This window comes from Pseudomonas retamae (assembly GCF_043496865.1).
In the GTDB taxonomy this organism is placed as follows: domain Bacteria; phylum Pseudomonadota; class Gammaproteobacteria; order Pseudomonadales; family Pseudomonadaceae; genus Aquipseudomonas; species Aquipseudomonas retamae.
The window spans coordinates 89,486-103,292 of sequence record NZ_JBIEIL010000007.1 but is presented as its reverse complement, the minus strand read 5'-3'; the positions used below and the strand labels follow the sequence as shown (position 1 = coordinate 103,292).

The following is a 13,807-nucleotide window of genomic DNA, read 5'->3' as shown; positions in this document are numbered from 1 at the left end:
ACGGGGACAAGGAAACGGGGAAAGACCACGTTTTTTGGAGTGGTTTCTAAAAGTGGTCTGTCCCCATTTGTTTTTTGGAGTGCTTTCTAAAAGTGGTCTGTCCCCATTTGTTTGTGTCCCCATTTGTTTGTGACGGCAAATTTTTACGTATTATTGCAGTCAATTACATTAAATGTGGTCTGTCCCCCTTTAGCTTTCGAGTGCAACTTGAGTGCAGGAAAGGTGCTACCCGAGGGCAAACAGGGTGCAACAAACACCGGCGCAAGGCCGGTGCTGGGAAAGTCACTTGAGTGCAGCTAACTTAATTCAATTGATTTTAACTGTCCTTCCTCATCACACAAAATAACTACTGTGCCGTAGGGGCAATCCAGAGTTATTACTTTATTCTTATACTCTTCATCAGCATCCCTAGATGCCTTGCGAGTAGAACTGTCCAATCTAATTTCTACAAAATAACCCTCCCCATTAGCTTGATTTGGCAAGGCATCTTTATTGCCTTGCCCAGACAAGATTTTTTGAATTTCCTCAATATGAATTGAAGCCATAAGTCCTCCGCGAACTTAAGGTAACGGGACAAAATCGCCCTCACCTAATAAATTTTTAACTTGGTTAGGTCTAATTGGGCCAACGGAAATAATTTCATCTCGTCTCTTGGCACAGTAATTCGAATCAGCTTCCCTTCAACTTCTTGAATTACATTGATATGCCCTGTCCTTGCGTCCATAAACCGAGTGGCGCTGGGATTATTGGCAAGTATCTGCAATGTGTCGGCGTCAAGCTTTCCTGCAAGCTGACCCATTCGAGGGTCGTTGAGCTGGCCAAATACGCGATCCGCAATTGAGAATTTTTTTGCGGTACCAGCGATTTCGCCTGCGCCTTCCTTGACTATACCTTTTCCGCCTGCGGTCGTCTTGATTAGCGGACCCATTGTAGACGCTGCAGTCACGAGACCTTCAGCGGTAGCCATCGCCACTTCCCGGCTCATTCTGAACGTCTTAACCAGAGTGTCCGCGATTGCCGCGACGGAATGCCCTGCGGTGATACCCGCCAGCATATTCTGGAATCCAAAGTTCTCTGCAATCAACAGGTTGAAGAGTTGGACAGCTTCAGGGGATGCGGAAGCTGCCAAGTCTTTCAGTTGCTGCGCCTTCGCCTCGGCTTCAGCGACAAGTCTCGAAAGATTGTCACAGTTGGCGGGGTTCGCCGCACACTGAGCAACCGCCTGAATGTCTTGCTTCTGACTAAGGTCGTGATACTCCGCGTATTTCGTATTGGCACAGGCCGCGTCATTGCCACAAGCGGACAACTCGTGCGCAGCCCGCTCAAGGTCCGAGTGTGAAAGGTAATTGTATTGCGTCGCAGTCGCCGCGATGTTTGCTGCGATATTTGGGTCGGTGTCGGCAACTACGGCGGAGAGCACCGCGATCAGTTGTGACATTGCCAGGAGGTTAGCTTTGGCCTGATCGGCTCCCGGCATGTCCGGGTCGTAATTCTCCGGCAGTATCAAGTCTGCAAGATACTGAACCAGGTAAACGGGGACAGGCCACGTTTTCGGTTTACATTCTAAATGTGGTCTGTCCCCCTTTCTCCTTGGGGAGGAGAGGAAACGGGGTCATACCACGTTTCTGGAGTACTTTCTAAACGTGGTCTGTCCCCATTCGTTTTTTACCTAATAACTTTTAACTTGGTTAAATTTAATTGGACGAACGGAAATAATTTTCATTTTGTCTCTTGGCACAATAATTCGGATCAGCTTCCCTTCAACTTCTTGAATTACATTGATATGCCCTGTCCTTGCGTCCATAAACTGAGTAGCGCTGGGATTATTGGCATGTTTCTGCAAAGAATGGGAACGGGGATGGACCACGTTTTTGGAGTGTTTTCTAAACGTGGCCTGTCCCCATTTGTCCTCATCAGGCGCAGAGCCTGGAGTAGATTTGTGCGGATCCCTCAGGGTCTGTGCCATTTATCCCTTTTCGTACAAAGTTTACTGCTGAAAGGTCGCACCGTTATTTTTTAGCTGCGTCAGAAGCTCAATTAGGTCCGCACTATCTGACCTGGCGAGCAATACTGGGTCGTCGTATTCGTCCAAATTCTCCCGCAACCAGGATTCGCCAGCCCGAATGACATGAGCTTTCACCATAGCGCCGAATTCATCGCAAGAGACAATGACTTGCAATAATTCGGGACTGGAGCGAGCTAACCAATGCTCAATCAGCCTATTAGCGAATAGCAAAGCTTCACCTAGCCAGTTTAAATCAACATAGTCATCGATATGAATTGAATTGACGTAGCATTCATAGCCGGTGCGATCTTGAAGATAATCCAAACTAACTGCAATACTTGAGGACTTAAAAAAATTTAAAAATTCACAGCCATTACGCTGAAAGAAACCTTCCTCAGCAATTGAAGCCAAGTCATCGGAAAGCTTATCAGGCAGCCGCAGCATCGATAAGGCTGCTGTCATCGCCGCATTGCATTTCATGGTCGCTCTCCTAGATATTTTGTCATGCCTTTCTCTACGGCTTTCTTGAAATCAGGTCTTTCCAATAGCTTGTTAACGGACTTCGGAGCCCCCACAAAAGTATTGGAAATAGGATCATAAAGATATTTGGCGTTATCTACACCTTGATAGTGTAGTTGACCTGGCCTACCGCCGGGATCTGGGTTTTCCACATCAAGTCTTTCCTTCCCTACGCCTTTCCAAATCGTTTTGCTCCCCGCAATTTTTACGCCGTTTGCTCCCAGCATTCCGGTTTTCTTTGCGATGATAAGCGAAGCAAGATCTCGCGCAACTATTTTAACTGCTGGATTATTAATATCCAGCCCTACCGCCTCGATAAAACGTTCGATAGACGGCATAGCAACTTTGGCTGTCGGATCAGCGCTCGCATCAAGATTGAACTCATGGAACGAATTCATAATCTTCCTTAGATCCGCTGGAAGATCAACTTCGTAATCACCACGCATGAAACCCGTCGTTGCATTGTAAATATCACGCAATGCTATCTGGCAACCGCTTATATCGACATCACAGACCGCGTTTAGCACCTCCTGATTTGCCAGATGCGTTTCAAAATACTTAGCTGACACACCGTCACAACTGTTTGTTTTTTTACATGTCGCAAGCTCATTGGCAAGCGCCTGCATTTCGGTGTGATTCAGGTAGTTGAACTGTGTTGCATTTGCTGTGACGTCTGCAGCGACCGAGGGATCACCGTTGGTAAATGCTGCGGTTAACACGCCGACCAACTGTGAAGCGGACATTAAATTATTTACGCCATTCTTATACTCGAGACTATTAGTATCGACATTTTTTGGTAGTAAATTTTCTGCAAGGAAATCGACAAGCGCTTCGTTTGCGCCTGCGGCGATTGCACCAGTTCGAAAATCACCGCCGGATGCCTCAGCCATTAAACCGCCAAGGGCAGCGTGCATAACTATTTTGGAGATTTTTCCGTTTTCAAAGACGGTTATGTCTCCTATTTTATTTGCAGTGATCGCGCCGCCGATGCTAACTGCTGATCCTAACGCGGAAACCATCAGATTATCTTTGAGACTACCACCCATGATTGCTGTTTTAGCCAGCGCGTCTGCCAATGCCTTTGTAGCGACCGTTTCAGCGCTCGACAGATCGAACTTCAGTTCAGTTGGAACATAGCCTAACTTTGCCGCGATCCCGGCAGTGACACCGGCAAGTACATAACCTTTTAAACTTTCTGATGAAAAAACCTCCTTAAATGCTGTACCAATATTTCCCTTGTTGTTGATTGCGCTTACAGCAGCCGTACTCGCCATTGAAGTCAAAACAGCTGACGCAATGACATTTCCAAGGCCGGCAGCAGTTGTCGCCGTCGCCGCTGCCATCGTGCTACCCATAGCTGTCGCGGAAGTCGCGCCCATGGCCCCGCTTGCGGAAGCTACAGCTGTGCTTGCAGCGCCAGCTGTAATGACGCTAACAATAATAATTACCGCCAGCATCGCGGCCGGCCCCATGCCTGAATTGCTATATTTGAAGGAGTCGTGGGTTTCTTTAATCAAGCGCCAATCAACATCACCCCGCTTTTCCGCATCTTTGAGCCACGCCAACCCCGGGTCAGCGTTGACCATCGCATCAATAGTTTGGCTGATGCTTTTTTGGTTTATATCTTTTATATCGATATTCAAACCATTGACGGCATTGATGACCAAATTGCCGTTCGCTAGGATTTCGGTTTGACGCAGTATTTCGTCGGTCTTTCCCTCGCCTTTGGAAGAGCTCCAAGCCATACTGTTCTTGCTTTTTTCATGACTTTCTTGATGTAGGTCCTTTACGCCTTCAAAAGTAATTTTTCCACCACTGATCAAGCTAATGTCTTGGCCACTATCGAGACTGGCTGCTTGATAACGCTGGTCTCCCCCGCTTAATAGCGTTATCTTTCCACCCGTGGTGATCTCGGTACTGATATTACGCACATCGGTGACTTCATCTCTCTTGGTTTGACCACTACCGAAACGCCCCTTCTTTTTCTTATCGTAAAGAGAATAGTCGCTATCTTGAGCAGCTAATAATTCCAAGTTTCCGCCGGCAACCAGATAGGCTTCTTCACCTGCGGTAATGCGGCTTGAGACCAACGTGACGTCTTGCCCCCCGTTCAATGTGAAGTTCCCACCGGCGCTAATAGTCGAAGCGACTTGACTGACATGATCCTCTTGCTTGGTCACTTTTTTGCTTTTTGAATACGAGTGACTTTCATCGGCTGCTGACGTTATGACGATGTTTTCAGTAGCCGTCATGGAAACATCACGCTGTGCGCTTATTCCACTTGCGATTACCGCCAGGTCTCGCCCGCTTTTAAGCGTTAGATTACTTCCTGCTTCAATAGTCGCTCCAAGCTGCTTGATGATCTCATTTCTATTACGGCCAAGGATATCTGATTGTCGCTCTGCCACAGCGAGAATGTTGATGTCGCGTGTAGCATCAATGTACGTATCGCCCCCACTTTTAAGCGTACCCCCCGAATTTGTAAAATCACGGCCAGCAGAGACTGTCAGTTCGTTAGCAGCCTCAATTCTTGCGGCATTATCGGTAAAGTCGCGATGCTGATTTACATTGTCAATGCTCGTTAGAGTGCGTTCGTTAATGACGTCACCATCAACGCTAATCAAGCTTACGTCTCGACCGGTGATAATACCTCCAGACTTATTGACGATATTGTCGCCGGCCAATAGATCCAACCGCCCGCCAGCCTGAATCACTCCACTATTGATCAAGTCATTACCCGCAGTGGCGGACAGGTTGTTGGTAGCCTTGAGCGTACCAACGTTATCGAGATTCTCCCCAGCAATCAGCGTCACATCATTACCGGCAATCAGTGCCCCGGTCGGGCCGAGACGGCCATTGGCTTGCGCCAGATACACCACCGGCACCAGCACTTTTTCGCCGTTCACTTCGTGTTCTTCGAGCCAGACGATGTCGTGGGTCAGCGCGGCGACTTGCTGCGACGTCAGGCCGACGCCGACCGACAGGTTGAGCGCGTCCTTGCTGGCGATGGCGTTGTTCATCAAGTACTTGAACATGCCCTCGTTGGAGGTCTGGCCGTCGAGGAACGCCTGGCCGGTGCGCGCGGTGACGGCTTGCTGAATCAGGCGTTGCTCATACAGACCATCACCGAGGCGCTTGGCGCTCTGGTCGGGGTCGTAGCCAAGTTTTTCGAGCAGGTAATCGGAGCTCATGAACGACTTGAGGTCGGTGAGTGCCGGGTTGGTTTCGATCAGGTATTTGTGTGGGTTGGACGGTGCCTGGGTGTCGGGCAGGCCCGTCACGCGGGTGACCGGACGCGTGTCGATCGACTCCTTCATGTCGTTGTCACGGTCGTGCAGGCCCGGCCCGGCAGAATCCACCGGAACGTTGGTATCGATGCTGCTGGCGGCCGCTTTCGTTTGGCTCGGTTTGCGGTCGAAGGTGTCGACCATGCGCGTACTGTCGGAGACCGCAGCCGGCGCATCGATGAACAGATTGCGCGGTCCACCGCTGGTAGCAGCGACTGCGTGCTCCTGGATATCGACTTTCTCAGTGCTCACCGTCCAGGTCGGCGCTGGCCCGATGTTGCCGGCGACAGCGTCGCTGCTGCCCTGCCCGCTCAAACGGAACAAACCGTTCTCGCCGGTCGGCAAGGAAAACCCAGGCAGACTCAGCGGATTGACTTGCTGTTGAGCCAGGTCCGGTGGCAATTGACTGTTGATACGCACCACGGTGGTGTTGCTGTTGCTGACGCTGGTATCGGCGACTTTGTTGGTGCCGCCGGTGGCGCTGTAGTCCTGCTGGATAACGCTGTTTTCGATTTCTTTGGTGGCGTTGATCGAGACCTTGCCACCAGCCTGAATCACCGCGTTGCGTCCGGTGGTTGTGCCGGGCGCACCCGCGCCATCGACGCTCACTTCAACCGCGTCGCCTTTCTGGAACTGCGTCAGTTCGGTCGGTATGGCCATCAGGTTATTCGGGTCGTACAACGAGGGCGTCGACGTTTCGAAGCCGGCGCTGTAACCCGACATGGCCCGGCCATACTTGCGGCTACCTATGTTTTCGCCCGTCTCGGCGTCGACAATGACGATGCCGTTGCCCACGGTTTTGGCAATGGCTTTACGGATCAGGCCTTCCGGCGCAATCACGTAATACACAAACGGGAAATCAGGGTTGTTGCGCTGGTTGTACGGCATGATCACGTTGGCCATGAACTGCGCCGTGGTGCCCGTGCCCATTTCAAAGTTGTACTGACGGGTCACCTCGATGGTCCCGCTTTGGGTGCCGATGTTCTTCAGGCTGACCGCGGTGATGTCGATGCCGCCGCCCGCCGCTATCGTGCTTTTGCTGTTAAGGAACGTACCGCCGTGGAAGACGAAGTCCTTGCCGACGTTAAGGACGGCAGATGCGCTGTTATCGGTGTCGATGAACTGGTACGTCTCGCGAGTCGCAAGGAAGTTATTGAACGTGCCGCCGACGCAGTCACCGCAACTGGCCGCGATCAACCCCGAGATCAACTTGCGCTCAGCCGACGCCGTTGGCCCTTCGGTGCGGTTCTCGAACACATCGGCATCCAGCGTGAACCCGCCGCCGCTCTCCATCGCACCGGAAATGTTGTACACCCCCGCCGCTCGCGTGCCGCCGCTGTAGCCGGCGATCACCACGTTGCCCAGACCGTAGAAATCGCCGCTCTGGTTGGTCAGCGTGCCGACGCTGAGGGTCATGTCGTTGCCGCTGAAAATCAGGCCGCGGTCGTTCAGCAAGACCGGCGCCTTGACGATCAGGTTTTGCGCCGCACCAAGGGTGCCATGGTTGACGAGGCTGCCAGCGTTGACCGTCAGGTCTTCGCCGGACGTGATGCGACCAGCATTTAGCAGTTGCCCGTCAATCTGGATCGTCGACGTCGCACCTGCGGCAAAACTGCCGGCCGCGCCAAGGTTCATCGAAGCCGCAGACAGATAGGTGTCGCGCAGGCTGGTCAAGCGCCCGTTGCCGCCATAGTTGCCGGACAAGCGCATGTCGATCGATCCGTCACTGGCGATCAAGCCATCGTTGGTCCAGTTGCCACCCACGATCCGCAACGCATCCGAAGCCAGCAATTTACCGCTGGCGGTCTGGCTGAACTCGCGCACGTTGATGTTCAGGCGACCGGCCTGAATGACGTTGGAGTTGCTCCAGGTGTCGGCGTTGAGCTCCAGCAGGCCACCGGTGACGATGCTGCCGCCGGCGCCGATGACGTTGGCGGTGGAAATGTCGAACTTGCCGCGCCCAACGTGGTTGAGTTGCCCGCCGCCATTGAGGAAGCCGCCGAGGGCGAGGGTCATGTCGACGTTGGCGGTTTCCAGCACGCCGTTGCGGTTGTCGAGCAAGCCGCCGATCTGGAACAGGGTCTTGCCGGTGTTGCCCAGCGAACGCAGCCGGCCGTTCTGGTTGTCAACGCTGGCGGCCTTGACGGTCAGTTGAGTGGTGCTTTCGATGACGCCCGCGCCATTGCGCAGTGCGCCGCTGAGGCCGAAGTCGATGCGGTTGGCAGCGATCTGGCCACCGGCGTTTTCCAGGCTGGTGCCGGTAATGCTCAACAGGCCTTTGGAATAAAGCACGCCACTGCCGTTATCCAGCGCCGCCGTGGTGATACCCAGGTCTGCGGCTTGTGCGGAAATCCGCCCGCCGTTGTTGTTCAGCCCGGCCAGTGCCGACAGGGTCAGGCTCTGCGCCTGAACGATCCCGCCCTGACGATTGTTATTCAGATCAAACCCGTTGCGCAGCACGCCCACGGTGCGCGCTTCCAATGCGCCTTGGATGCTCGCCAAGGTGCCGCCACGGTTATCGATGTTTGCCGCTTTGACCAGGACATTGCCGTTCTGGGCGATGACCTTGCCGCTCTGGTTGTCGAAGTCGCCGCTGACGTCGAGGGTCAGTGCGGTTTCACTCTGAATCGAGCCCTTGCCGTTGCCCAGGCTGGCCGCCGTCAGTTGCACATCGGCGTTCTTGCTGTAGATCAGACCGTCGCCACTGTTGTTGACGACGCCAGTCGCGGAGAGCTGCAACTGATCATTGGCAGCGATCGTGCCCTTGTTGCTGTTGTCCAGCGAACCGGTGCGCGCCTCCAGGGTTTTCTGGCTGGCGATCTGGCCGTTCTGGTTGCGCAGATCGGTCACGCCCTTGATCAGCATCGGTCCTGCGGCGGCGAGTTTGCCGGCGGTGTTGTTCAGCTCGCCGCTCAGGTTGAGGGTGATCGCCGCATTGCTGGCGATCTGTCCGCCCTGGTTGTCGAGGCGCGAAGCAGTGGCGTTGAAGGCCTGCTCGGCATTGATTATCCCGCCGGCGTTGGTGAACGCCGTGCTGACGATATCCAGCGCCGCGCCACTGGAAATCAGGCCACCGAGGTCGTTGTTCAGCGCGCCGCCCAGCGTCAGGGTCTGCCCGGCTGCGCTACTGAGGTTGCCTTTGTCGCTGTTGTCGAGTGAGTTGGCCTTGATGTTCAGATCGCCCTGCGCGACCACGGCGCCGGCGTTGCCGTTGAGCAGTGCGTTTTTGAGATCGACCGATACATCGGCGAACTTGCTCGAGAGCGTACCGCCGTTGCGGTTGTCCAGGCTGTCGCCATTGACGGTGAGGCCTTGCCAGCCCGACAGCAGGCCTTTCTGGTTGATCAGAGTGGTGCCGCGCAACAGCAGTTTTTCGCCGCTGATGATTTTGCCCGACGTGTTGTTCACCGCTTGGGCGATGAGATCGAAACCGAGGTTGCTGGAGATTTCGCCGCTCTGGTTGTTCAGGTCACGCAGACGCTTGAGGGTCAGCGGACCTTTGGCGGTGAGCCAGCCGCTCTGGTTGTCGAGGTCACCGTTGGCCAGGTCGAGGGTGACGGCTTTATCGCCGAGCAGGCGGCCGCCGTTCTGGGTCAGCGAGGTCAGGTGCAGATCGATGTCGCCACTGGCGGAGACTTCGCCGCCATTGCTGGAGTCCAGATCGGTGGCGGTCAGCGTCAGCTGGCCCTGGCTGTTGATCAACCCGTCGTCGCGGTTGTTCAACTCGCCACTGCTGAGTTCAAGGGTTTGCGCAGCACTGATCAGCCCTTTGGCATCGTTGCGCAGCAGGCCGTCTACGCTCAGGTCGAGGTCGCCACGGCTGACCAGGCTGCCACCGCTGTTATTGAAGCTTGCGGCCTGCGCATCGATGGCTGCGGCGCCGATCATGCCTTGCACGTTGTTCAGGGCTGCGGCGATACGCAGGGTCAGGCTCTGATTGCTCAGCAGCTTGCCGTTGCTGTTGTCGAGACTTTGCGCGGCAAGCGTAAAGGCTTCAGCGCTGGAGATTGTGCCGCCCTGGTTGTTGACGCCGTTGAGCTGCGTCAGCAGCAGCGTCCCCGGTGCGTTGATCAGACCACCGACATTGTTCAACTGGCCGTGGTTCAGATCGAGGCTCAGGCTTGAGTTGCTGAACAGTTTGCCGCCGCGTTGATCGAAGCCGGTGACCGAAGCTGTCAGAGCATTCTGGCTGCCAATGCTGCCGTCATCGCCGTTGGTGACCTGGCCGGCCGTCAGGTTCAGCGTGTCGGCGCTACTGAGCCGACCGTTGCTGTTATCGAAGGCGCCCGTGCCGATGCTGACGGCGCCTTTAGCGCTGAGGGTGCCCTGCGAGCGGTTGTCGAGGCTGGCGCTGTTGAGCACCAGCGCACCATCGGTAACGATCTGGCCGCCCTGGTTGACGACGCTACCGTCACTGTTCACGGTGAGATCGCCGGCGCTGGACAGACTGCCGCCGGAGTTGGTCAGTTGCGCCGTTTTGACGGTAAGCGCCTGTTCGCTGCTGACCTTGCCCTGGCTGTTATCGAAAGCGCTGCTGAGGGTCAATTGCAGGCCGTGCTGACTGAGCAATGATCCGCCATTGACCAGCGTGCGTCCGCGTAGATCGAGCGATGTACCGGCGTCGATCAGGCCTTTGCTGCGGTTGATCACCTCGTCGACGATCAGGGTCAGCGCCTTGCCGGTAAAGATTTTGCCGCCCTCGCTGTTGTCGAGCTTTGTGCCGCTGATGTGCAGATCAGCGTTGGTGCTGATTTCGCCGCCACGGTTATCCAGCTCGCCGACCGTCAGGCTCATGTCCTGGCTTGAACCGAGCAGGCCGTTCTGCCGGTTGTCAAGTTGATCAGCGTCCACTTTGAGTACACCGGTGGCGAACAACTGACCTTTCTGGTTGTTGACGGTGCGCGCCCCGACATTCACGTCTGCTTTACCGGCAATGCTGCCTTCGCCGTTGACCAACTCATCGGCGTTAACCGTCAGTTGGCCGTCAGCAATGACTGTTCCGAGCTGGTTGTTCAGAGCGTTGTCGGCGGTCAAAAGCAACACGCCACGGCTACTGATCAAGCCTTGCCCGTTATCGAGGCTGGCGCTGTGGCTGTCCAGCGAGGCGCCGGAAATCACACCTTTTACGTTGTTCAACGCCGCCGCAATACGCAGGGCCAGGCCCTGTTGGCTGAGCAGTTTGCCGTTGCTGTTATCGAGACTTTGCGCGGCGAGCGCAAAGGCCTGTTGGCTGGAGATTTCGCCATTCTGGTTGTTCACGCCGTTGAGGTTTTTCAGCAGCAGCGTGCCCGGCGCGTTGATCAAGCCGTTCTGGTTGTTCAACTGGCCGTTGCGCAGGTCGAGGGTCAGATCAGACTTGCTGAACAGTTCACCGCCCTGCTGATCCAGCCCGGTCAGCGAAACGTCGAGGGCCTGTTGGCTGGCGATGCGTCCGCTGGCGTTGTTGACCTGCCCGGCCTTGAGCGTCAGTGCCGCACCGCTGGTGAGCTTGCCGCCATCGCTGTTGTCGAACGCGCCGGTTTCGACGCGGCTGATGCCCTGGCCGAAGATCACGCCTTTGTGGCTGTTATCCAGGCTGGCGCTGTTGAGGGTCAGCGCTGCGTCAGTGCTGATCGAACCGCCCGAGTTGAGCAAGGCGCCGCTGCTGGTCAGGCGCAGATTGCCGGCGCTGCCGAGGCTGCCGCTGCGGTTGTCGATACGCGCGGCGGTGACGCTCAGCGCGCCTTCGGTGCTGATGATGCCAGCGTTGATCAGCGCATCGTCGAGGGTGATCACCAAGCCATTGAGGCTGCTCAGCGTGCCGCCGCTGTTGCCCAGCGTCGTGCCAGTAACGGTCGCCGCGCCTTTGACGGCGGAGATCAAGCCCTTGTTCTGGTTGATCAGTCTGGCGACGCTCAGACCGAGATCGGTACCGGCAAGGATTCTGCCGCCATCACTATTGTCCAGGCGCAGGCCTTTGACGTTCAGCAACAGGCTGCTGGAGATCTCGCCGCTGCGGTTATCGATGTCGTCAACACTCAGTGTCAGCGCTTTGGTGGTGCCGACCAGACCGCCGTTACGGTTGTCGAGGGTTTTACCGCTGAGGTTCAGGTTGCCTTGGGCAACCAGTTCACCGCCCTGCTGTTGCAGCAGACCGATGGTCGCCAGCAGGTCGCCCTGACTGGAAATCCGCCCGGCCGCGTTTTGAATCTCGGCGGCCGTCAGATTGAAAGGCCCCGCTGCGCTGACCAGACCGCCGCTGTTGTCCAGTCGGGTGCCTGCGTATGTCAGGCCGGCCTTGGCGCTGATTACGCCTTTGTCACGGTTATCCAGTTGCGCGACATTCACGCTCAACTGCTGATCAGCCTGAATCACCCCGGCCCGGTTATCGGCCACATCGCTGCGCAACGCCAGCGTGCTTTTGCCGATGATTTTGCCGTCGCGGTTATCCAGCGTACCGGCCTGCACATCGATGGCGCCTTTGGCCGAGATATCGCCCTTGTTGCGGTTGTCGAGCGTGCTGCTGATGCGCGCGGTCAGGCTGCCATCGCTGACCAGCGCACCGCCCTGGCGGTTATCCAGACTCGCGGCTTTGACGAACACCGCAGCGCCCGAACCGAGCACGCCGTCACGGTTGTCCAGCGCACCGCGCAGATCGATCGACAGGCCCAGGTCACCGAGCACCTGGCCGCTGAAATTGTTCAGCGCCCCGCCTGTTACGGTGATGTTTTTCGCGCTGAGCATGCCGCTCTGGTTGTTCAGGGTTTGCGTGGCGTTGACGCTCAGGTTGCGGCTGGCGGCAAGGCTGTTGCCGGCGTTTTCAACGATCTGTGCGCTCAGGCTCAGATCGCCGTTGGCATTGCGGCTGCCGTCAGGATTGACGCCGGCCTCAATGGTGCCAGCGTTGGTCAACTGCCCGCCGGCGCTGAGGGTGATGCTGTCGCGTGCGGCGAAGGTCTGGCGATTGGTCAGGTTGCCTTGGGTTTGCACGTTCAGCGCGGTGCCGGCGTAGATCGGACTTTTTGCATCAAGGCTGGCGGCTTTGACGTTGACCGCGCCGGCGGCCGAGGTGTCGGCCAGGCTCAACTGGCCGTTGGCGTCGAGCTGGATATCGCCGCCGCTGGCAATCAGCTTGCCGTCAAGTTTCACCCCGACGCCAGCTTCAGTGCCGACCAGTTTGATCGCCCCGGCATACATCCCACCGAGTGCCGAGGAGTCGATCGCCAGCTGCGGTTTGGCGCTGCCGTCATCGGCGCGCGCGGTGGCATTCAGGCTGTCGGCATTGACGTCGTTACGACCGGCAACAATCGCCAGGTTCTGCGCCTGAATCTGCGCATTGATTTTCGCGCTGCGGGTGATGATTTCGAAGCGATCAACATTGGTCGCGTTAATGCCCGCACCTTCGATGGCCACCGAACCCTGATCGACTTGAAAGCGATCCAGCCGGCCGTTTTCCAGCACCGGTTTACCAGTGGTCAGCGTCACCCGTGGTGCGTTGATAAAACCGCAGCCATTGCAGGTAATGCCGTAAGGGTTGGCGACAATCACCCGCGCCGACTGCCCGGCCACTTCGGTGTAACCGCGCAATTGGCTCGGATTGCCGCTGATGACTTCGTTGAGAATCGCCTGCGCCGAACCGCTGTTCTTCAGGTTCGGGTTGCCAATGACGTGCCCGCCCAGTTGCGTGTTCGACGTTTGTGCAGAACCGTTGTTGAGGATGACGCCCTGCGCGCCGACGTTGTAATCGTGGAACTGGTTGTGCGACAGACCGCTGGCATTGGGCGTGGCGATGTTGACGATCGGCACACCGTTGCCGGCGCGATCCAGCGTGGTATTCGGGTTGGCGACGACGATGCCGTCAGCCTGCGCCCAGATCGGTTGCCAGAACATGACGTTCGCCAGCAGAAAGGCCAGGCCGCGCTTGGGCATGCCAAGGAACGTCTCCTGGTGGTTTACGGCTGCGCGGGGCTGATCGGCGAGCGAGTCGGGGTGACGAACGTCCATGTGGGCGATTCTC

Annotated in this window: 5 protein-coding genes; all 5 read right to left on the bottom strand. The window is 56.3% G+C overall.

Going from position 1 to position 13,807, the window contains the following annotated elements:
* Nucleotides 1-296 precede the first annotated feature (296 nt).
* A complete protein-coding gene (locus ACGSLL_RS15445) occupies nt 297-545 on the bottom strand; it encodes a hypothetical protein (protein ID WP_394506948.1) in 249 nt (82 codons plus the stop codon).
* Between the two features lie 44 nt (nt 546-589).
* Nucleotides 590-1,477, bottom strand: a complete 888-nt coding sequence (locus ACGSLL_RS15440) for a hypothetical protein (protein ID WP_394506947.1) — start codon at nt 1,475-1,477, stop codon at nt 590-592.
* A 192-nt stretch (nt 1,478-1,669) separates the two neighbouring features.
* A complete protein-coding gene (locus ACGSLL_RS15435; protein ID WP_394506946.1) occupies nt 1,670-1,966 on the bottom strand; it encodes a hypothetical protein in 297 nt (98 codons plus the stop codon).
* 21 nt (nt 1,967-1,987) lie between these two features.
* The gene (locus ACGSLL_RS15430; protein ID WP_394506945.1) at nt 1,988-2,485 is read right to left on the bottom strand and encodes a hypothetical protein; all 498 of its coding nucleotides are present in this window, start codon (nt 2,483-2,485) and stop codon (nt 1,988-1,990) included.
* Nucleotides 2,482-13,794, bottom strand: a complete 11,313-nt coding sequence (locus tag ACGSLL_RS15425) for a two-partner secretion domain-containing protein (RefSeq protein ID WP_394506944.1) — start codon at nt 13,792-13,794, stop codon at nt 2,482-2,484. The genes ACGSLL_RS15430 and ACGSLL_RS15425 overlap by 4 nt, the downstream gene beginning before the upstream one ends.
* Nucleotides 13,795-13,807 lie beyond the last annotated feature (13 nt).